The sequence below is a fragment of the Okeania sp. genome (assembly GCF_035285525.1).
Taxonomy (GTDB): domain Bacteria; phylum Cyanobacteriota; class Cyanobacteriia; order Cyanobacteriales; family Microcoleaceae; genus Trichodesmium.
Genome location: NZ_JAYKGW010000006.1, coordinates 36,879 through 60,356, shown reverse-complemented (window position 1 = coordinate 60,356; position 23,478 = coordinate 36,879). Strand labels below are relative to the sequence as shown.

Sequence of the window (23,478 nt, the reverse complement as noted above, 5' to 3'; positions counted from 1 at the left end):
CCGAGCCCAAGCATATCCCGATCCAATCTATGGGTGGGAAGTTGGTACAATTGGGTATGGCACTACTAAATATCCTGATGGAACTAAAGTTAGGATAAATGATATTATTACTCGTGCTGAAGCAGAGGAGTATTTAGCTTGGGAAGTAGAAGAAGTTTGTAAACCTGCTTTAGAAAAAATCCCTACTTGGTCTCAGATGAATGAAAATCAACGGGGGGCGCTTTATAGTTTTGCCTATAACCTGGGCGCAAATTTTTATCGTGGAACCAACTTCAATTCCATTACCCAGGTTTGTGACAGCGTTTCCAAGTGGGCAGATCAAGATTGGGTAACAAAGCAATTTGAAAAATATCGAAATCCTGGTTCTGCTGCTGAAGTAGGTTTGCGGAGGCGCAGATGTGCTGAAGCTCAACTATTTTGTAAATTTGTCAAAAATAGTAAGTCTGTTCAAAGCACAACAAAGGAAAAAAAGGAAGTTACTACTGTAACTTTTGCCCATTCAACTTGGTTAAAGTCTAAACCCATACAATCTTCAGAATTATGGGATAATCAGAAAAGTTTTGTCAACAAAGATGAAAAAATTAAGGTGATACAAATATTGCCAGATGCTAAACAACATACTTTGTTGACTTTAGAAAATCCAAGATTAGCAGTTGATAGCAAAACTTCTCTGGAAAAAGTTTATGCTTATACACCTCATTTACAATATAAACAACCAAAAAATGTGCGGGTGAAAAAGCTAGACGTACCTTATTTTTCTCAAGTAGATAACGATACTCTTCATTTTGGTGCAGGAAGTCGTCAATGTAATTTGACCTCTTGTGCTATGTTCTTAGCAGCTTTAAAGCCAGAATTAATGAAGAAAGCAAAACCTTGTGGCTACAAAGAATTTGAAAGTTATTATGGAGAAACATTAGCCAAATATGGTGATACCACAGACCATGAGGCGCAAACTAAAGCATTAAGAGATTTTGGGGTAGAAACCTATTTCTCTTATACACTTTCTCACGCAGATTTAATGCTTTGTCTACAAGCTGGATATCCAGTAGTTTTGGGTGTAGCTTATAAAAGTAGCGGACACATGGTTGTAGCCACAGGATTTAATTTGGATAAAGAACAAATTTATATTCACGATCCTTTTGGCATTCGATATGGTGCTTCTAACGCTTATGAGATAGGTGCTAATGGTGCGTATGATCCTTATAGTTTCCATACTTTGGATCAAATCTGGCTTGATATGGGTGAGGAGGCAGGATGGGGAAGGATTCCTCTGGCTATAGATGGCAAACCAACTGGTTTACCTTACGACCTCTAACATAAAATCTGGTTATATAATATATGTTCATAATTCTATCTACACTTCAATCACCCCATCACCCTATCACCCCCAAATACATAATAAGTAAGGCTTGCTGATTTATCGGGAACCGTAAAAGTCTTTTAGTAGTAGAGAGGAGCCAGAAGTCAGAAGTCAGAAGTCAGGAGAAGTAGGGAATTTGCAGAAGACAAGAGGAAGAATTATCCCTTAGTTTTTCTGCAGAGCGTCAACCAAAATCCTATTTCTTGGGAACCGTACTTTTTTAGTAATTGAAGAGCACAAACCTTGTACTTTTTCCCTACCTAAAAAGCCTAAAATCTTTATATATCAATGTTTTAATATTTAATCAGCAAGCCCTAAGTATTCAACCGGATTTTATATAAATAGGGGTTGCTGAATAAAGCTAAAAGTCAGAATAAATAAGTGTTAGGAGCTTTTTATCTTTAGTTAATCTCCTAGTTATTGGCTTTTATTGACATCAATTTACTGAGATTTTCTGGAAATAAGTGCAGAAAATTTCTTCACATAAAATGGCCGAAACCTTTGCCAGTTTACTCCATCTCCCCGTCTCCGCTTCCCCCTGTCCTACCCTAACCAACCAATTTTTTTAGCAAGTCCTAAATAGGGTTTAGAGTATGGGGAGTGGGGAGATTTAGTAATGGTTGAAAATAAAAGATTTTTTTCTCAGGACTTACGCAAAGACGCTATATATAGTGTCTGTGCTGAAGTATTGTTTCTCTTGAATTAAGCAAACTTGATATGATCAGGTTCTTGACTAATCCTTGAACTCCTCCAATTCTATTGGAGACGGCCCTTTCCCTGCCTGGAGTGCTTTGATCAATTTTTGTCGTTCCTCTTTCTCTTCGTGATCATCAGTCCATTCTACAAATACCTGAAAATCTGCAATTGCTCCTTCAATATCCCCTGTGAACACCCTAGCAAATCCCCGACTATCAACAAAATTACCATTTTTCGGGTCAAGAGCAACTGCTTTTTCACAAGCAATAATAACATCAGCAGGTTGTTTATCAATCGTACCTTCACGACAAAGCCTATTCCAATGACTAGCAGAAATTTGATGACGATCAAATTTTTCTGCTTTTTGGTACGATATAAGTGCTTCCTTAAGTTTTCCTTTCCTCATAAGTTTTCTTCCCTGAAGCAATAAAGCATTTGCTGCTTCAGATTTAGCTTTAGCTTCTGGGTCAAGATTTTCCAAAGTAGGAACCAATGCTACTTGATCGAGTTTTTTTGCTCCTTGGTATTTTTCTATGGCTGCTTCTATATTTTCTTGTCTTGCTAAATCAGTGCCATCTATCATAAACCTTTCAGCCTGCTGTAATGATTTTGCCCTAGTTTTTGGCTTCAAATTGAGGTCAGGATTCCATTTTAGTGCTAGATTAAATTTTTTTATTGCTTCCTGAAATTTGTCTGTACTCTCTTGGCTTTTGCCCATGCTTTTCCTTGCCAGTTCTTCTCCCTCTATTACCCAACTAAGAGCTGCTGCTTTGATGCGTTTATCGGTTTGGCAAATTCTGAGTTCCTTTAATTCTTCAGGATGGGAGATTAAGTAATCATTTAACAATTGGCAACCATATTGGGTAAATTCTTCTATTCCCAGATTTGGCCACAATTTTATTATCCTCTCCCGACTTACAGTAGCAATTATCTTGCCATCAGGGCTAAATTCGACATCAGAGACTAAACTTTTATACCCTCCTAGAGTTTGCAACAATTCTCCTTGTAGGTTCCACAATTTTACAGTTTTGTCATTACTTGCAGTAGCAATCATTTTTCCATCTGCACTAAAATCTAGGTCAGAAACCGAATTCTCATGCCCTTTTAGAGACCGCAACTCTTTTCCTTGTAGATTCCATAATTTAACTGTACCATCATCACTAGCAGTAGCAATTATTTTTCCATCGGGGCTAAATACTATATCAGAGATACTGTGACTATTCTCTTCCAAAAGAACGGGCAACTCTTGCTTTTCTAGTTTCCACAATTCTACTGTACCATCATTACTGGCAGCAGCAATTATTTTTCCATCGGGGCTAAATACTATATCAGAGATGCTGTTACTATTGCTTTCTAAAGTGCGTAACTTTTTTCCTTGTAAGCTCCATAATTTTATTACACCATCATCACTGGTAGTGGCAATTATTTTTCCGTCGGGACTTAATGCTACGCCATTAACGAGAGCATTATCTTTTTCCAAAGTCCGTAATGCTTGCCACTGCAAGTTCCATAATTTGACAGTACCATCGTCACCGGCAGTTACCAGAGTCTTGCCATTAGGACTAAATTCTATATCATAGACCAAGCCATTATGAATTTTCATAGTCCGCAACTCTTGCCCTTCTAGATTCCATAACAGAACTGTACCATCATCACTAGCAGTGGCAATTATTTCTCCATCAGGACTAAATGCTAAATCTGAAACCAAACTATTATAATCACTCAGAGTTTTTAACTCTCGCCCCTCTAAATTCCATAATTTCACCGTACCATCTTCACTGGCAGTTACAATTATCTTTTCATTGGGGCTAAATTCGACATCAGATACCAAGCTATCATGTCCTTTCAGGGTTTGTAACAACTCTCCTTGAAGGTTCCACAATTTCACCGTACCGTCATCACTGGCAGTTACAACAGTCTTTCCATCCGGACTAAAAGTTAAATCCGAAGGCCGATCATTATGAGCATTAATAGTTCGCAACAATATCCCCTGAAGGTTCCACAATTTTACCATACCATTATTGCTGGAAGTAGCGAGAGTCTTCCCATCAGGACTAAAATTTATATTTGAAATGATACCAGTATGAGCTTTAATAGTTTGTAACAACTTTCCTTGAAAGTTCCACAATTTCACCATACCGTCATTGCTAGCAGTTGCGATCATCTTTCCATCTGACTGAAAATCTAGATCAGAAATAGGACTATTATTGCTTTTCAAAGTTTGTAACAATTCTCCTTGAAGATTCCACAATCTCACTATACCGTCATCAGTTGCAGTAGCAATAGTTTTTCTATCTTGGCTAAATTCTACATCAGAGATCGAACTATCATATTCTTTCAGAGTTTGTAACAACTCTCCTTGAAGGTTCCACAATTTCACTGTACCATCATTACTGGCAATGGCAATCATTTTTCCATCCCAGCTAAAATCTACATCAGAGATTAAAGTTTCATCTATTTTTGCTGCCATTATTTTCAATAACTGCCCTTGAAGATTCCAAAATTTCAGAGTACCATCATCAGTTGCAGTAGCAATAGTTTTTCCATCTTGGCTAAATTCTACATCAAATACTTTATGCTGATGCCTTGGGATACGGTTAAACTCTCTAAACTCATTTGGGTGAGTTTTGTAAACTGCTGTTCGTAAAACATCTGTAATAATGCTAGTTTCATTCTTTAATTGAAAACTATTATCTATTTGTTTTTGCCTCGCTCTCATTGCACTCATAATTTCATCCAAACGCTGACCCAAAAGAGAATGTGCCTTAGCTTCATTTGCTTGAGCTTGAATAGTTTGGTTCTCTGCGAGTCTTCTTTCAAATTTAGCATCGAAACCAAAAATTGCCATTCCCACTGACAATACTGCCATTACTAATGCAGCAAAAACTGAACTTACAACCATCCGTTTCTGTAATTCTTGTCGTTTTTCCCGTTCCTGTTTTAGTTCCTCTAATATTTCTACTTCTTTCCTTTGCCGAATAAATTTTACCAAATAATCATGTACTAACTGATATTGGTCTTCTGGGTTTTGTCGCGACAAAAATACTAAACCAGAATCTACAAAAATCTTTAATACTAAATTTAACTTTTTGACACTAAAATTGCTTTCTTTCTCCAATTCTGCTTTAGTTTTTAGGGGACGAGTATTATTTTCATCAGTTAACAATACTAAGACTAACCAAGCTAATTTTTCATTCTCTCGTCCACAGTCTTCTACTACTGATTCTAAATATCGGTCTACCAATTCTCCTTTAGGATCGTCTCCTAATTCTTGATATTTTGCCAAAGTCGTAATATTTTCTCTCTGTAATTGCGCTCCCATTACTTGCAATTCTATTGGACGAATTTCTCCCAACTCTTCTGCCAAGTCTTCAACTAACATTTCTATCAGATTATTATCTATTTTAAACTGAGAATTTTGTGTTAATCCTTGAATAACTGATTTTGCTTGTGATTTAGAAAAATTCCCTAAACAATAAAGTATATTTTCACTTAAAATATCATTATTAATTGTTTCTAAATTAGCCAAATGATTAAAATCTAATAAATAATGAATATAATCTGACCGTAGGGATAAAACTATTTTCAGAAAGGGAATTTTTAAACATTTTCCCAGAAAAAAAGCAAATTCTTGTTTCTGTTTTTGTTCAAAATTAGCAAAGAAAAATTCCTCAAATTGGTCAAAAATTATTACAGTTAAAAAATTCTCTTTAGCATTATGTTCTAACTGAGTAAAAATTTCCTCAGCTAAGTTTAGATTCTCATAATTATCAGCTAAATTTCCAATTCTTTGTACTTCTTTCTGTAAAATTTTTCCCAGTTCAGAAATCCAATTAACATAAACTTGCTGCAAAACCACTACTACATCACGGGTATCAATTGACTTTTCCTTTAAAATGGGAACTAATCCAGCCTGCAAAATTGAACTTTTACCTACTCCTGATTGCCCATGAATAACTATTAATTTGTAGTCAGGGCGACTAATTCTTTCTAGTAATATTTCTACATCAAACTGTCGTCCAGATGCAGATATTTCTCTAATCATTTGTTTTTGATTAGTTCCTAGCTGCAACTGAGGTAAAGTAGGATTAATATTTAGTTTGGTATCTCTCAAGCGATTGGCACCGATAAAAGCTTGAAATCCAAATTGTTGTTCTATTTTAAGTTGCTCTTGCTTAATTTTAAAAGCCTTTAAATATTCTTTTTGTTGATAATATATTTCTCTTAATTCTATGAGAATATTAATGTAAAACTCTGGATTATATTCAGGTTTTGTCGTATATATTGCTTGTTCTAATCTGGCTATAGAACCTTTGGTTTCACCTAAACCTTTTTCAGATTTTCCTAGAGCAAATAAATATTTACCCTGATAATGAGAAAACTGCCAATCTAGATTAAGTTCTTCTTTTATTGAAGTACAATTAGAATTATTAGCTAGGGCATTGGTAAGAATTTTTAGAGCTTTTTGAGCAAATTTTTTGGCTTGTTTATAGTGATTTTTAGTCAGTTCAATTTCAGCTAGAAAACCATAAGCACGAGCTTCTCGAAATGGATAACAATAGGTTTGATGTAATTTTATGGCTTTGCAGGCCACAGTTTCTAACTTATCCCAATTTTTCAATATCTGTAAAAGTTCTCCCCAAGAATTGATAAATTTGGCTGCTAAGTCAGGACGGTTAGCTTTCTCAAAAGTTTCTACCGACTTTTGATAATATGAAGCAGCTCGATAACAACCTATATCATCTTTGTCTACCCGATAGCAAAATTGATAACTACACCATAATAACCCCAGATAATAATAAGTGTGAGCTACTCGTACTAAATTGTTAAGTTGTTGCCAGAGTTCGAGACTGCGGTTATAATACTCTAATAATATCTCAAATGATTTTTCACTAGAATTATCTGCTGTTCTACCTAAAACAAATTTTAAACCCGCTTCTAATTCTGGTTCTAACTTAACTCCTCTCTTTGATAATTCTTGCTGCGCATCTAAAAGTTCTTGATCAACAAATTCTCCCACACCTAAAGCAGTATTGTCTAAAAATATTCCTGCCCCATGCTCTAATAGTTTGTGATAAACACGATCACTTATTTGTTGAATAAAATCTATTAATTCTTGAGTGGGAGTTTCAAATACAGTAAGGCTTGTCCAACTTTCAAAATCAGGAATTAACTGAATAAACTTTTGAGAAATCTTGACATCTATCCATAAAAGTATTGGGAAATGAAAATTATCTCTAAACTCCTCCCGTACTAAACCCATTGAAACCAGTAGTTGATCGATATTACTGACAAATTCTAAACCAAATACCATTAAAGCATCTGGTTGTTTTCCTTCTAAATGTTGCTCGATAGTGGTATAAAGTTCTTCCACTGACTCATCTAACTCCAACTCTGCTAGGTTTCCATCGAAAGATGTTTTGAGTTTTTCCATGATGCGATCGCGCTGAGTTAGAGTATTACTACGGGCTAAAAATAGCCGAAACTCTCCTTGAGACATTTCCAGAGCAAATATTAGCTCGGACAATAATTCTGAATTTTGATTAAAATCTTCTGGCATTTTCAGTTATCAATTATCAGGTGGATTCGTCAGGGAACCACTGAGCAATATTGTCTTTGAGGTCTTCAATTATTTGTCCCCCCTTACTGAAGAGAAGTCAGTATAGTATTTTTGCTCAAGTTCCTGGTTATCTTAGAATAAGGCTTTATACTAAGTCCGGTTTAGAAGAGAGATTATATCAAATCCGATACTACCGGATTTGATATTACCAAGTTTAGTAGCCTGAAAGAAGGCTGTAACATTTATGGTCATAATATTTTGTATATAACCCCTAACCGTATCTTTACAAAGAAAGGTGTGGTTTTTTGCCAAAGAAGTAAGTCAGGAGTCAACCCACCCCTAACCCCGACTGTGGAGGGGAAATAGGAAAAAAGCTAGAATTAGAGCCTTGTATTCACCATCCCCCCATCCCCTAAAATAAATCAGTCTCTTTGCAGTTTTCATTAATATCAAATCCTTTGGCTTTGGAAAATAAGGTTCTACCATCAGAAAAGAGAGAAAAATGCTAGCTTGTCGAGGGTAAGGTTCCCGAAAAATTCGAGACCAAACCCCTACAGTCTTAAATTCTACGGATACTACCGGATTTGGTATAATTTGTATCCTTTGAGCTGTTTGTCATTATGATCAGCCATACCTTATTCTTGAATTCCCGATCTTGAGAATCTGGCTGCTATAATACGAGTAATTCAGCAGTAATAATCTCAATAAGTTAAAATTTATGGCCATTAATTGGAAAAGTTTCAGTGGTACGATTCTTTTTTCTGCGATCGCAACCCTAACATCTATCCAGGTTGCTCAAGGAGGACACCCAGAAGATTCTGCTGGTACATATCAACCTTTTGCAGAAGAGTTTAACAAAGCAAGTCAAAGAAGTTCTGGTAACTTTTTGAGGAATAGAAGTATTTTCCATCAGGTAGGTCGTTTTTTAGGTATTCCTAAGTATCCAGAACAAGCTATTGAAAGTGATAATAGCCGACTTAACAGGTTGTACATAAGAGAACAAAGGCGACAATTTTCTAGTACCCCAGTTATTCGGACTCCCGATCTGATTAATCCTTACGATCAATCTGTTTTCACAGCTCCTGCTTCTAACTCAACCCCTACTTTTGGTGGTAATTAGGTCAAAAGTATGAGTGGTTAAGAATAGGAGTCAGAATCCAGAATCAGTGAATCCAGAAGGAATGGGGACTATAGAGGAGTAAGAACGCCCTTATGCAACGTCCGTATAGAATAATCCTCCTTTGATTTTTAGCCCGACATAAAAAGGTCAATACCTTTATATATCAGTATTTTGAGATTTAATCAGCAAGCGCTAATTAGGATTGGCTGAAAAAAGCAAAGTGTGGGAGGGGTGGCAAGTGTGGAAAAATAAAGAAAATCGGAGGCATAATTGTTCCTTGATCTTTATGCCATAGTAACCGTTCTACTAAACTTACTCAAACTTACCCATGCCGGAATTGCATGAGCTTATGAGCTAGCTTCCTGTCTCACAGAAGACCACTGACCCTACTTATGACTAAAGCTGCATTTTGCCCCCCAAACCCAAAACTCAAACATAAAACATTTTTCACCTGAGATTCACGACCATACCTCACCAAGTCTAAATCAAATTCTGTCTCATTTAATCCCACACAGGGAGGTAAAATTTGATGTTCGATCGCCATCAAACAAAATGCTACTCCCAATGCTCCAGATGCTCCTAATGTATGACCAGTAGCTCCCTTGCTAGAACTAACTGCCACTTTCTGGGGAAAAATTTGCTGAATTAAATTAGCTTCGTGGCGATCATTTAACTGAGTTGCTGTTCCGTGAGCATGAATATAGTCAATATCTTCAGCAGATAAACCACTTCTAGCTAAACATTGAGCGATCGCTAACATTGCACTTTTACCACCTAAGTCTGGTGCAATACCATGATTTGCATCATTTGTCAAACCAAAACCCCGAATTTGCCCATAAATTTTAGCCCCTCTTTGCCTTGCAAACTCAGCAGACTCTAATACCAAAATAGAGCCACCTTCCCCCAAAACCAATCCCTCTCGACTGCGGTCAAAAGGATAAGCACCTGTTTGAGCCAAAGCTCCCATTTTTCTAAATCCTGCTATAGTTAGAGGTGTAATGGGAGATTCGACAGCACCCGCAATAACTTGTTGATATTGACCAGTTTCAATCAAATCTACAGCTTGAGCGATCGCCCATATTCCTGTCGCACAAGCAGCCATGGGAGCTAGAACAAGTCCTTTTGTACCAAGCTGACTAGCAGCAAAAATAGCAGGTTGATGAGGCAACAGATTAATAAATGAGCTATGATCTTTTTCCAGATTTTCAAGCTGATAATTTAGACTAAGCTGCTTTTTGGCAAATCTTTCTAGCATTCCTTGATAGGCACGACTAGAACATACAACTACACCACATTCAGAAAGTGGAAGTGTCAAACCCGAAGATTTGACGGCAGTTTCTACAACTTGTTTAGTTAACCTAGTTAAATCAACAGGTTGAGAATTAATTATACCCAAAGGTAGGGGAGGTAGTTCCGCAAAAGGTTGATGAAACTTAATAGCAGACTTGCCCTTAAGTAACTTTTCCCAACTTTGATAGAGGTTTCCCAAAGCAGAAGTCAGACCAATACCCGTAACAACAACTTTCACAGTTAAATTAGGGAATAGGGAATAGGGAACAGGGAATAGGGAATAGAAAATTGGATTGTTTCACCTTAAATGGTGCATTGCTTTTTGGCTGTGTCTAGACAGGGAAGACAAGGAAAACAAAGAGCCTAGAGAGAAAATCGCTCTGCACAGTTTTAGATAAAACAGTCAACTACTGGATTGTTTCACCTAAAATAGTACAAAGGGTAGGGGCGGGTTTTAGCCAGAATTTTCATGGTTACTCCGAGATTTATATAAACCCGCCCCTCTAGGATAGTTGGCTATATCATTAGGGGCGAGTTTAGCTAACTTACTTACGAAAACTCGTTGTAAGGACGCCCTTATGCAACGTCCCTACGGTAAAACCCGGCTCTACGCTGCCTTCCTAATGCAAAGTTTTAGATGAAACAGTCCACTACTAATAACGTTTATGACTTTAGTCCTAAAGAAAAACAACTCTTACTTTTGAATTTTGAATTTTAATTCCAAGAAGCTTACCCTTCTTACTTCTTACTTCTTACTTTTGAATTTTAATTAGGTATAGTTAAATTTTCCAGACCTTCGATTACCTTAACTGACTCAATGCGATCGCCTGCCTGAATATTATCAACAACTTCTTTCATTCCTTGAGTAACATACCCGAATACGGCATAGTTACCATTTAGGAAAGGAAGGTCAGTTAAAGCAAAATAAAATTGGGAAGAAGCAGAATCAGGTGGTTGAGAGCGAGCCATTGCCACAGCACCTCTTGTATGAGATAAAATAGGTGGCTGCTGAATACCAGCACTTTCAAAAGTTTTGCTATAAACTGGTTCAGTAGCTTCTTGAGGTTTAATTTCCAGAGGAATATAACGTTCCGTAGAAGTTTGTGGATCGATAAAACCTCCTGTACCTAAATTCTTTATAGGAACATTTAGGTTTTTACTTTGAGGGTCGCCACCTTGAACCACAAAAGGTTGAGGTTCACGGACTACCCGGTGAAATGCTAACCCATCATAAACCCCTTTTTGCGCTAAGTCCACAAAATTACCTGCTGTAATAGGTGCATTAGTACCATCTACTTCTATTGTTATAGGAGAACCATTAACAGTCATTTCTAATGTTGCTTTACCATCAAGTTTAGGTAAGTAACTATATTTGGCAGCTAACTGTGTTTGACTTGATGGAGTTGGGGTAGAAACTGCTGCATTAGGAGTTGAGGTAGCAGTACATCCTGTCACGAAAAAAATTGCAACTACGAATAGCAGCAATAACCATTGGCTGATTTTTCTTCTCATTTTCACTAAAAATTTAATTTTGATTCTAAAATCTAAATATACAGTAATCCTAAATCTAGTAGGTTGTAACATTTTCTCCTAGGGGTTTGGTCTCCAAATCCCTACAATTTTTCACAAATTATTTAGGCATAGGTTGGGTTGAGGAACGAAACCAAATATTAGCAAGGTTTTGTTGAGTTTTACTTGATGAGTTTGGAGACCAAACCTCTACAGTTTTTCACAAATTATTTAGGCGTATTGGACTGTTTCATCTAATGAGTGTGCATTAGGGAATCAGGATCAGTAGGAGTGGGTTTGACCGTAGGGACGTTTTCCGCCCTTGAGCGGACATGGAAAGCGTAGCAGTCCCTATGCGATAAAGCTGCGCGACATGAAACGCATTTTTGCCGGGGCAACGTCCGCACAACGAGTTTTCACGCAGTAAGTCAGATAAACCCGCCCCCTTATAATCTAAGCCACCCTCTAACGGGGCGGGTTTATGTAAATCTTAGAGTAAGCATGAAAATTGCTGATCAAACCCACCCCTACTATTACAGCATTTTAGATGAAACAGTCCTGTAGGTTGGGTTTCGTGCCTCAACCCAACAACTAATGGTAGTGGATTGTTTCATCTTATTTAAGCAATAGAAAAGTCTCTGGAGATTGCTTCAGTGTAGTTCACTATCGCAAAGCTGAGCTTTCTTTTCATATCGCGTAGCGATATGAAAAGACGAATAATCATGCACTACTTTAGGTGAAACAGTCCAGTCGGGTGTGTTTTTGCGCTTCGCAAAGATCTGCTTTTCATGTTGCGTTTCATGTCGCGCAACGAAAAGCAAAATGGCTAAGAACCGACATGAAAGACGGCGCGAAGCACTTTTTACTGTCTAGTAGAATTATCCATTATCAATTATTCATTATTCATTCTCATAGTCCTTCCAAAGGAACTTGCAGAAACTTTGCCAGTTGAGCCGCTTCATTTTCCAATTCAGACAAGGCCAATGGCTGACCTACACGGGTAAGAGGTATTTGGCGATTATCTTTGAGGCGGAGATATATAGCTCTACGAGGATTAAGACCTTCTTTAATATCAACCTTAATTGATTGGACATTTTTCGTAGGACAGCTAAACTCTACTTTACGATTCTTGCCAGGAAATCCCCAACGAAAAATCATAATCTGGCCTTTGTCTTGGTTAAATTCATTATAGCCACCGCCAATGTCCCAAATAATAGTTAACCATAAAAAAATGCCATAGACTGTACCAATTAGGCCATAAAATCCCATAGCTATTCCCTGGGGTAAGAAATTGAGTTGGCTAGGATCGGCCACAAATAGTAGATTAACCTTGAGATAACTAGAAATTCCTGATAAGAGGAAACCAATACCTCCCATGCTAACTACTGTGGCCCAAAAGTAATTACTCAGACGACGAGACCCAATAATTGGTTGATGTAGTAAGCGATCGACTATAGAAGCTTGAGTAGTCATAAATTCTTTGTGCGATTAATTTTTAATTTTCAAATTTTTTAAATTATGGTAATGAAAGTCTAAAATCTAAACCTTACTTTAGATAAATTTTAAGATTAGGGATGGACTAGAAATTGCAAAAATTCTTAAACCTATATATACTTATGTTAACTTGCTTAATAAAACCAATTTTTTCATCAGAGCAAGACTAACCACAAATCTAACCAAAGCGCTCAAGTCGCTTAAATGGTTAGTCCAGCCCACTTTTTTTAAGTAAACGTTATTTTGGTCATAACACCTAGGGATGCGCGGCCAGTTCCCAGCTCTGTTGTTCGGCATTAAACAGGTAAATAGATTTGAAAAACCAGTGTGTCAGACCTAACAAGCCAAAATAACCGGGCGAGGCCAACTTTACACATTTTGTGTAGAAGGGACGCAACAATGTCCAAATATTTGAGATATTTTGGTTCTCGGTTAATTAGCCTCCAAAGTATCCTTCCTAATACTTTAGGAAATTAAAGACGATTACTCGTTTTAAGTACATTTTTTGTAGGAGGTTCTACTAAGTGGTAACAGTCTCTAGTTCTTCCATGATGGGAGGCCGTGACATAGAATCCACCGGTTTTGCCTGGTGGTCTGGTAACGCTCGTCTCATTAATCTATCCGGTAAACTGCTGGGGGCTCACGTTGCTCACGCAGGTCTAATTGTATTCTGGGCTGGAGCAATGACTTTATTTGAAGTTGCTCACTTTGTCCCAGAAAAGCCTATGTATGAGCAAGGCTTAATTCTCATGCCCCACATTGCTACTTTAGGTTGGGGTATTGGTCCTGGTGGTGAAGTTATTGACATCTTCCCATACTTTGTAGTAGGTGTTTTACACTTAATCTCATCTGCTGTTCTTGGCTTAGGCGGTATTTATCACGCTGTTCGTGGTCCAGAAACTCTAGAAGAATACTCTTCTTTCTTCGGGTATGACTGGAAAGATAAAAACCAAATGACTAACATTATTGGTTACCACTTAATCCTATTAGGTTGTGGTGCGCTATTATTAGTATTTAAAGCCATGTTCTTTGGTGGTGTATATGATACATGGGCGCCAGGTGGTGGTGATGTCCGGGTAATTACTAACCCTACTCTTAATCCTGCTGTTATCTTTGGTTATCTAGCTAAAGCACCTTTCGGTGGTGAAGGCTGGCTAATCGGTGTTGATAACATGGAAGATATCATCGGTGGACATATCTGGGTTGGCCTAATTTGTATCTTCGGTGGTGTGTGGCATATTTTAACTAAGCCTTTTGGTTGGGCACGTCGCGCTTTCATCTGGTCTGGAGAAGCTTATCTCTCCTACAGTTTAGGCGCTTTGTCTATGATGGGTTTAATTGCTGCATGTTTCGTATGGTTTAACAACACTGCTTATCCTAGCGAATTTTACGGTCCTACTAATGCTGAAGCTTCTCAAGCTCAGTCTTTTGTATTCTTAGTTCGTGACCAAAAATTAGGTGCGAATATTGGTTCTGCTCAAGGTCCTACTGGTCTTGGTAAGTACCTCATGCGTTCTCCTACTGGTGAAATCATCTTCGGTGGTGAAACAATGCGTTTCTGGGACTTCCGTGGTCCTTGGTTAGAGCCTCTTCGTGGTCCTAACGGTCTAGACTTAAACAAATTGAAGAATGATATTCAGCCTTGGCAAGTTCGTCGTGCTGCTGAGTACATGACTCACGCTCCTAACGGTTCCATCAACTCTGTAGGTGGTATCATTACAGATATTAACGGTTTCAACTACGTTAACCCTCGTGCTTGGTTAGCTGCTGCTCACTTCATTCTTGGTTTCTTTTTCTTGATTGGTCACTTATGGCACGCGGGTCGGGCTCGTGCTGCTGAGGGTGGTTTCGAGAAGGGTCTCAACCGTGAATCAGAACCAGTGCTATCTATGCCTAACCTTGACTAATATTAGGTCATTGTATTTAGCTGGTTTATTCTAGAAATAGTTGAAAAACCTCGCCTAAATTTGGGTGAGGTTTTTCTTTTTTGGTATAGTTTGAAAATAGGGAACAGAGAACAGGGAACAGGGAAGAGAAAGAAATAATTGATAATTCTGGATAAGAATTGATTTAATTTGGAATTTTTGGGTAAGCATTCAGCTATTAGCTCTGAGTCATCAGCTTTATTAACTTTAAAAGAGCAGAACTTACGCAGCCACCCTAGATATAGTTCTTTACTATTGCGCAATAGTTTTTTTGGTTTATATATAGTATCTTTCTCTAAGTCCTGAAGAGGAAAAAGCAATAAGCTAGATTTCTCAGAATTATAAACAGGAGTTACGCAGCAACTCTAGATATAGTTCTTTTAACTATTGTGCAATAGTTAAAAAACTCTATATATAGTAAATTTGCGTAAGTCCTGATAAAGTATGGTTGATTAATAGATAACGGATAATTACGTCATTTGTTAAAAAGCTGAATGTGAGTCCATTCTTTAGGAAGAGCTGTTTCCGCAGCTTTCGGGAACAGAAACGCTAATAGCTGTTTGGGCAGCATTCCGTAGGAAATGATTACAATGATATGCAAAGCGTGAATAGTAAAAATATTGTAGTGCCGGAATCTTGTCTGTCATAGATATACCTGATAGAAACGGAAACCCCTGTATATTGTTAGTAGTAAAACTGATTTTTTTATATAATTTGAAAACAGATAAATATGAATATGGAATTATCTAATATATCTGAAAGTTTTAATCAGAGTAAAGATTTTTTATTTGAAAAATATGACGGAGTAAAAGAGTATTTTTATCAGGGAACAGAAGTAGTAAAAAATTCTCTATCAGAATTAACTCATCTATCATTTGATAGTATCAATAAAGCTAAAAATCAAGGTGTTGAAGTTATATCAGAAACTACTAACAGTGCTGTAAATGGTATTTCTAAAATAACTGCACATACCAAAGATTTTTTTACTGAAACAACCCAGAAAATAACTGATCTAGCTACTACTCAAATTAGTCAAGCTGTAAATATTTTCACTGAAGTAGGGGAAAAGATAATGGAAATTAGGGAAAATTTGAATCTCCAAATTCCTGAAGTAATTCAACGTTATCTTTCTCCTGATGTTTTAGAATGGGTTTACTCTCATACTTTAATTACATTAATAACTGGTTTGTTTTTGATATTTTTATTATTAGGATTTTTTCGGCAAGTATTTAGTAATTCAGGGAAGTCATTTAAAAAAAATATTGACCAAACTGGTTTAGGAAAAAACTTAACGTCAATAGATTCTACAAATAAAATTATAAACAATCGTCAGAGATTAATGCAGATTTTGACTAGGTTAGAAGAAATTAAAAATGAACAAGACTTACTTTTACGAGAAGCTTCAGAAATTATTAAATGTCAATCTAAATTTAAGTAAGGTTTATATTAATTTAATTTTAGTTTGTAAAAGTAAGAGTAGTAATTTGTACTATTGATACCTCAAAAATTTTTTTGACTGTATATAAAGAAAAAGTTTATTTTATTCAAAAGTAAATTATTGTGAGATAAAATCAGGAGTTATGCACACCAACCAAAAAACCGGGTTTATTGCCCTAATTATTTTCCAGTCAGGAGATTTTGATTTTGTAGATAAATCCTTTTTGTTTTGTGCGTAAATTTTGCCTAAATCCTGAAGTTATTAACAATAAATTATGGTTAGTCAAAAAACAATTGATATTGTCAAATCTACAGCACCTATCCTCAAAAAAGAAGGAAAGAAAATTACTTCTCGGATGTATGAAATAATGTTTGAAAAACATCCAGAAGTTAAGTCACAATTTGATATGTCAGCTCAAGCTGATGGCTCTCAACCAGCTAAGTTAGCAACTGCAGTTTATGCTTATGCTACTCATATTGATGATTTGGCTAGTTTAAAATCAGCAGTTGAAACTATTGCTCACCGTCATGTACAAACTCATGTACAACCAGAACAATATCCGGTAGTTGGAGAATGTATGTTGGAAGCTATGAAAGATGTTTTGAGAGAGGATGCAACGCCAGAAGTTATAGCTGCTTGGGCAGAAGCTTATCAGGCATTAGCTGAAGTTTTTATTAACCGAGAACATAAAATATATGAAGAAGAAGGTGTTTCCTAACTGAAAAAAATTCAGTTAGAAAAAAAAAGGGGGAAAGATTGAGTTTAATAGTTGCAGGGGAACGCAGTGGTGTTGGTAAAACAACTATTACGTTAGCGTTACTAGCTTATTTAAAACAGCAACATTTCCGGGTGCAATCATTTAAAGTGGGGCCTGATTACATTGACCCCATGTTTCATCAATATGTGACGGGTAAACCTTGTCGAAATTTAGATCCGGTGCTGACTTCTGAAGTTTATGTGCAACAATGTTTTGGTCGCAATATTCAGAATGTTGATTTTGCTCTGGTGGAAGGAGTAATGGGTTTGTTTGATGGGGTGAGTTTTAATCCCCCCTTACCCCCCTTTGAAAGGGGGGGGAAAAATGATGGCTTTCCCAGAGGGGGAAAAAATGATGGTTTGGAAAGATATAATCCCCCCTTTGACAGGGGGGGAGAAGATGATGGCTTTCCCAGAGGGGGAAAAAATGATGGCTGGGAAAGATATAATCCCCCTTTTGACAGGGGGGGAGAAAATGATGGCTTTCCCAGTTTTGCTTCTACTGCTCATATTTCCCGGTTACTAAATTTGCCTATTTTGTTGGTGCTTGACTGTAGTCGGTTGTCTGCTTCTGTGGCAGCGATCGCTCACGGTTTTGTTTCTTTCGATCCTACTATTAATTTTGCTGGTTTGATACTGAACCGGGTGGGGAGCGATCGCCATTTACAACTACTAGAAAATTCTTTAAAATCTATAAATTTACCTATACTTGGAGTTTTGAGAAGGCATCAAAATATTACTATTCCTGACCGACATTTAGGTTTAGTTCCCACTGATGAAATGCCAGATTTAGGTATTTTAATTAATGACTTAGCTGACTTGGCAAAAACTTGTTTTGATTGGGAAAAGTTACTGCCTTTTTTAAAAGTTAAAAATGAGAAATATCAGCAAATTTTATCTACTAATATTTGCTCTGATAAAACCATATATCCGCCCTGGTCAGATATCAATAATTCTGATAAAAGAAAGTCAGAAATTTTAATAGGAGTAGCTCGCGATCGCGCATTTAATTTTTATTATCAAGATAACTTAGATATTTTGGAAGAGTTAGGAGCCAAAATAGTATTTTGGAGTCCGCTAAAAGATGAAAAATTACCTGAAGAAATAAAAGGTTTATATTTTGGCGGTGGGTTTCCAGAAATTTTTGCTCAACAGTTAAGTGAAAATATTCTGGTTAGAAATGCGGTGAAAAAAGCAATTATTTCAGGAGTGCCGACTTATGCAGAATGTGGTGGATTGATGTATTTATCTGAGGGAATTATTGACTTTAAGAATAACTCTTGGGAAATGGTAGGAATTTTGCCAACCAAGGCAGTAATGGGGAAAAGTTTAAAGTTAGGATATAGGCAAGCAATTACTAATATAAATACTCCATTATTAGCAGAAAATAAACAAGTTTATGGGCATGAGTTTCATCGTTCAGAATTAACTGAAACAGCCTCAATGTCTATATATAAAATGTGGCGAATTGACGAAAAAAGATTGGAAAGCCAGGTAACTTTTGATGGTTGGAAAATTTATCAAATTCATGCTTCTTATCTTCATTTGCATTGGGGAAATAGATTAGATATTCCGAAGCGATTTATTGAGCAAATTAGTATATTAACCTCTTGACAAGACAAGTAACTATAATAATAATTAACAAATTACTGGTTAGTAATTATCAAAGCCATAACAATTTTTCAACCGAATTACATATTAGCTTTATATTTTGTCTGATTAATTAGTCATAATAAATCAGTCATTTAAAGATGACTTTTGTTGTGAGATAAGAAATAAATTTCTTGGCAAATGACAAAGTAAAACTTCATACCCGATGACTCCCTAGAAGTAAAATCTGAGTATATATAGCTTTAAACATTAGATAGGGCTGGTTTAATTATTGATGAAAGGGTTTACAGATAAACCTTTTAGCATTTTTAGGTAGGTCAAAAGTACCAGCTTTTAAGTCTTGAAAGCTAAAAAGTCTAGGATTTTCTATCATAATTAGACGATTTTTCGGGAACCGTAAATCAAGAGATAATTCTTCTGTACGGACGTTGTATGCAACGTCCCTACGTCCCTACTCTTCTGTAATTCTTATTCCTTTTGGATTTTGGCTTCTCCCTGGTACTAAAAGACTGAAGAAGCGCAAACCCTAGATATTTTTGGTAAAATAAAAGCGTAAGTCAGCCATCAGTTATTAACTATTAACTATTAGTTTTTGATTTTGATTTGAGGTAATATTTTTTTATTAATTGACCATAAATTCAAACCTATTAAAACAGCAGGATATTAATTTATGACGGCTGACAACTAATAGCTAAATGCTTACATAAAACTATTCAATACCAACTAAAAATTAAAATAATAAAAAGGAGAAAAAATGACTAATTCAAAAATAGTTAAACAACTAATTGCTCAGGAAATTACATCACATAATTTTCAACCTTTTGGGCAAGTAATCTGGGCTTCAGAAGATGGTAAAAAATATGACAAAGATGATGCTCAATTAAGTTTAGAAAATGGTATTCCAAGATTCTATATTATGAGGTTAAATAATAAAGGTCTAAAGTTTACAAAAATTACTCGTCATGGGCAATGTACTCAATGTTTAGGTTCTCTAGAAGGAAAAGAATGGTTAATGGCAGTCGCTGCACCTTGTACAGAAGATGCACCTAAATTAGAAGATGTAATTGCTTTTAAAATTCCTGGGAATTGTTTTATTAAATTAGAGGTGGGAACTTGGCACGCTGGTCCTTATTTTGAGCAAGATTTTGTAGATTTTTATAACCTAGAATTAAGTGATACAAATGTTGTAGATCATTTTACGCACGATTTTGCTAAAAGTCATAATTTAGAGTTGGAAATTGTGTAAGCATTTAGGTCTCACCTATTAGGTAAAAGCTTAATTACCATTATCAGGAAGAAAAAGTATTTGAGAGATTTCAAAGAATTAAAAGTATGGGTAAAAGCCCATCATTTTGCTCTAAACCTGCAACATGATATTTATGTAGTTTTGCAAATATTAAAGGGTCTTGCTCAAATTGTTATCAATTTCTAGAGGAAAGATTTGTGCATAAGCGCTTAGTTTTATCTATTGACATGAAAACAATCATAGTTCAGAATGTTATGAGTCTTGTTCCTCAATAACCCTCAACAATAGAATATAGGTGTTGTAGGTTACAAAGAGAAACCAGAATTAAGTCTAATATCAACTAATAATTGTAGGAATTTTATCAATAATGAGTAACATATTCGTATTTCATCAAGGCCGAGGAGACAAAGGTTGGCTCTGGTGCAATGTTTTTGATGGTTCCGAGTGGACTGGAGACACTGAAGTACCCAAAACTGGAATAACTGGAGATCCATCAGCAGTAGTCTACAACGACGAAATCTATGTATTCCATCAAGGTCGAGGAGATAATGGTTGGCTCTGGTACAATGTTTTTGATGGTTCCGAATGGGCTGGAGATACTGAAATAGGCAATACCGGAATCACCGCTGGGCCATCAGCAGTAGTATACAACGACAAAATTTATGTGTTTCATCAAGGTCGAGGAGATAATGGCTGGCTCTGGTACAATGTTTTTGATGGTTCCGAGTGGGCTGGAGACCAAAAAGTACCCAATACAGGAATTACCTCTAGTCCATCAGCAGTAGTATATAACGACAAAATTTATGTGTTCCATCAAGGCCGAGGAGATAGTGGCTGGCTTTGGTACAATGTTTTTGATGGTTCCGAGTGGGCTGGAGACACTGAAGTACGGGCGACTGGTCTAACTGACGATCCAGCAGCAGTGGTATACAACGACAAAATTTATGTTTTCCATGAAGGCCGAGGCGATAATGGCTGGTTATGGTGTAATGTTTTTGATGGTTCCGAGTGGACTGGAGACGAAAAAGTACCGGACACAGGGATTACAGCTGGTCCCGACGCGGTAGTCTACAATGATCAAATTCATGTCTTCCATCAAGGCCGAGATGATAGTGGATGGTTATGGTGCAATACATTTGATGGTTCCGAATGGTCTGGAGACCAAAACATACGGAATACTGGTATCTCTGAGGGACCAGGAGCAGTGGTATACTAAATACCACTTCACTGAAATCAGCAGTTGGATTATATTAACTCAAAACTTTGACAAAACTAGGACTTACGCAAAGGCACTATATATAGCATATAGCGTATCGGTGCTTTACGAGAGACGCTTTACATGTCCCGTAGCGTTTCGGCGCTTGAGCCGATATATAAAGCGGAGCTTTGCGGAACGCAAAACGCGCCCTACTAATAGCGTTCATGGCTTTAGTCCTGAAAACAATAGTTTCGGGTAATTATTTCAGACAGGACTTATGCAAAGGCACTATATATATAGTATTGGTGTGTTAGGAACTGCGCTTTTCATGTAGCGCAGCGAAACGCAACCTACCAATAGCGTTCGTGCGTAAGTCCTATCAGATTTAAACCGGGAAACTATTTATTTGTGACATCTTTAAAGTGAGTTGGTATCAGAAAAGCATTTTGCACCGGGGATGATGATTAATCAGTTGTTTCATCCCTAACGTGCAATCAATAACTATAACATTCTGTATTACACGAACAAAATATTATACAGAAACTCCATTTCCCAAAATTAAGATTTGCTGGCTTAATCTCAAAAATGTGAATGAAAAACAGATCAGCTTGAGTGACCAAAAAAAATTAGGATTTCGAGTAGACAACCACAGAAATATCAAGAAAAGCTAGTGGTGCATAGTAATGATATGAACTGTCAGAGGTATGAAGAGTTGGGGAAGAAATTAGAAAACCTATATATTTTCACCATTACTATGCAAGACTACCTCCGAAAAAATTATTCCTCCGACTTTCTCTGTCTTCCCATATTACCCACACTCCCCACACTATGATTTTTTTTCAGTAAACCCCACTTATGTATACCTTGTAGCTCCCTCAAAGATGTAGAATAAATATTAGAACTTAATCTTTCTCAACTAATAAGTTGTTAATAATAGAGAGGAATTACTTTGACTCAGTATCCAAATCTTATACCAGCCCATGGTGGCCAACTAATTAATCGGATTGTTACACCAGAAAAACGACAAGAACTTATGGAAAAAGCTGAAAGCTTGCCAAAAATACAATTAGACAAACGGGCACTTTCAGACTTAGAAATGATAGCTATAGGAGGCTTTAGCCCTCTAAATGGCTTTATGGAAGAAGATGACTATAAAAGTGTAGTCGTTGATATGCGTCTGAAAAATGGACTACCTTGGAGTGTACCCATAACATTATCAGTCTCAGAAGAAGTAGCAGATTTATTAACAGAAGGAAGTTTGGTGCGTCTAGATTCTCCTTCTGGAGAATTTGCAGGAGTTTTAGAATTAACTCAAAAGTTTACTTATGACAAAGTTCACGAGGCAACTAACGTTTATGGTACAGATGAAGAAAAACATCCAGGAGTGAAAGTTATCTATGATTCTGGCCTAGTGAACTTGGCAGGTCCAGTTTGGTTATTAGAACGTCATCCTCACCCATTATTTCCCAAATATCAAATTGATCCAGCCGAGTCCAGAAAGATTTTTCAGGAAAATGGTTGGAAAACAATAGTTGGTTTCCAAACCCGTAACCCCATCCACCGCGCCCACGAATATATTCAAAAATGTGCTTTAGAAATAGTAGATGCTCTATTTCTACATCCTTTAGTCGGTGCTACTAAATCAGATGACATTCCTGCTGATGTCAGGATGCGTTGTTACGAGATTATGTTAGAAAAATATTTTCCTCAAAATCGGGTAATGATGGCCATTAATCCGTCGGCTATGCGTTATGCTGGCCCACGAGAAGCAATTTTTCATGCTTTAATTCGGAAAAACTATGGTTGTACCCACTTTATTGTTGGTCGAGACCATGCTGGAGTAGGGGATTATTATGGAACTTATGATGCTCAACATATCTTCGATAAGTTTGAACCTGGAGAGCTAGGTATTGTTCCGATGAAATTTGAACACGCTTTCTATTGTACTCGTACTAAAGGTATGGCCACAAGTAAAACAAGTCCCAGTACAAAAGAAGAACGAATTCATTTATCAGGGACAAAAGTACGAGAAATGTTACGTCGGGGTGAGTTACCACCACCAGAATTTTCCAGACCAGAGGTAGCAGCAGAATTAGCTAAAGCAATGAAAATATCTGAGGAGAGCTAACAGAAATTTTTCTAGTACAGTCCTCAAAGTTAGGGCATAAATAGTTAGGGTTTGCGCTTCTTCAGTCTTTTAGTAGCAGGGAGAAGCCAGAATCCAGCAATCTGGCAATCCAGGAGTCAGGGGAATTACAGAAAAGGTAGTCCTATG

General features: G+C 36.8%; 13 protein-coding genes. 9 read left to right on the top strand and 4 right to left on the bottom strand.

Going from position 1 to position 23,478, the window contains the following annotated elements; all coding sequences use genetic code 11:
- On the top strand, positions 1-1,315 hold a 1,315-nt coding region (locus VKJ25_RS00665; RefSeq protein ID WP_324234705.1), incomplete at its 5' end, for a glycoside hydrolase family protein.
- A gap of 778 nt (positions 1,316-2,093) precedes the next feature.
- On the opposite strand, the gene VKJ25_RS00660 is transcribed toward VKJ25_RS00665, so the two are convergent.
- On the bottom strand, positions 2,094-7,616 hold the full coding sequence (locus VKJ25_RS00660; RefSeq protein WP_324234704.1) for a WD40 domain-containing protein: 5,523 nt from the start codon (positions 7,614-7,616) through the stop codon (positions 2,094-2,096).
- 718 nt (positions 7,617-8,334) lie between these two features.
- Here VKJ25_RS00660 and VKJ25_RS00655 point away from each other — a divergent pair.
- Positions 8,335-8,736 carry a hypothetical protein gene (locus tag VKJ25_RS00655; RefSeq protein ID WP_324234703.1) on the top strand — a complete coding sequence of 134 codons (402 nt, stop codon included), beginning with the start codon at positions 8,335-8,337 and terminating at the stop codon, positions 8,734-8,736.
- A gap of 367 nt (positions 8,737-9,103) precedes the next feature.
- On the opposite strand, the gene VKJ25_RS00650 is transcribed toward VKJ25_RS00655, so the two are convergent.
- The 3 genes from VKJ25_RS00650 to VKJ25_RS00640 form a co-directional block, all read right to left on the bottom strand.
- Positions 9,104-10,264 (bottom strand): beta-ketoacyl-ACP synthase, encoded by a 1,161-nt coding sequence (locus tag VKJ25_RS00650; RefSeq protein ID WP_324234702.1) that lies wholly within the window; start codon positions 10,262-10,264, stop codon positions 9,104-9,106.
- Positions 10,265-10,791: 527 nt separating this feature from the next.
- Positions 10,792-11,538, bottom strand: a complete 747-nt coding sequence (locus VKJ25_RS00645) for a peptidylprolyl isomerase (RefSeq protein ID WP_324234701.1) — start codon at positions 11,536-11,538, stop codon at positions 10,792-10,794.
- 906 nt (positions 11,539-12,444) lie between these two features.
- Entirely contained in the window at positions 12,445-13,008 is a 564-nt protein-coding gene (locus VKJ25_RS00640) for a photosystem I assembly protein Ycf4 (RefSeq protein ID WP_324234700.1), read from the bottom strand.
- Positions 13,009-13,577: 569 nt separating this feature from the next.
- Here VKJ25_RS00640 and psbC point away from each other — a divergent pair.
- The 7 genes from psbC to sat all read left to right on the top strand — a co-directional run bounded on the left by psbC (position 13,578) and on the right by sat (position 23,331).
- Entirely contained in the window at positions 13,578-14,936 is a 1,359-nt protein-coding gene (psbC, locus tag VKJ25_RS00635) for a photosystem II reaction center protein CP43 (RefSeq protein WP_375340288.1), read from the top strand.
- 754 nt (positions 14,937-15,690) lie between these two features.
- The gene (locus tag VKJ25_RS00630) at positions 15,691-16,392 is read left to right on the top strand and encodes a hypothetical protein (RefSeq protein ID WP_324234698.1); all 702 of its coding nucleotides are present in this window, start codon (positions 15,691-15,693) and stop codon (positions 16,390-16,392) included.
- A 274-nt stretch (positions 16,393-16,666) separates the two neighbouring features.
- Entirely contained in the window at positions 16,667-17,110 is a 444-nt protein-coding gene (locus VKJ25_RS00625) for a globin domain-containing protein (protein WP_324234697.1), read from the top strand.
- A gap of 38 nt (positions 17,111-17,148) precedes the next feature.
- Positions 17,149-18,762: a cobyrinic acid a,c-diamide synthase CobB gene (locus tag VKJ25_RS00620; protein ID WP_324234696.1), complete on the top strand. Its 1,614-nt coding sequence runs from the start codon at positions 17,149-17,151 to the stop codon at positions 18,760-18,762.
- Between the two features lie 751 nt (positions 18,763-19,513).
- On the top strand, positions 19,514-20,005 hold the full coding sequence (locus VKJ25_RS00615; RefSeq protein WP_324234695.1) for an ureidoglycolate lyase: 492 nt from the start codon (positions 19,514-19,516) through the stop codon (positions 20,003-20,005).
- A 367-nt stretch (positions 20,006-20,372) separates the two neighbouring features.
- Positions 20,373-21,221, top strand: a complete 849-nt coding sequence (locus VKJ25_RS00610) for a DUF8189 domain-containing protein (protein WP_324234694.1) — start codon at positions 20,373-20,375, stop codon at positions 21,219-21,221.
- Between the two features lie 931 nt (positions 21,222-22,152).
- The gene (gene sat / locus VKJ25_RS00605) at positions 22,153-23,331 is read left to right on the top strand and encodes a sulfate adenylyltransferase (protein ID WP_324234693.1); all 1,179 of its coding nucleotides are present in this window, start codon (positions 22,153-22,155) and stop codon (positions 23,329-23,331) included.
- The last annotated feature ends 147 nt before the right edge of the window (positions 23,332-23,478 follow it).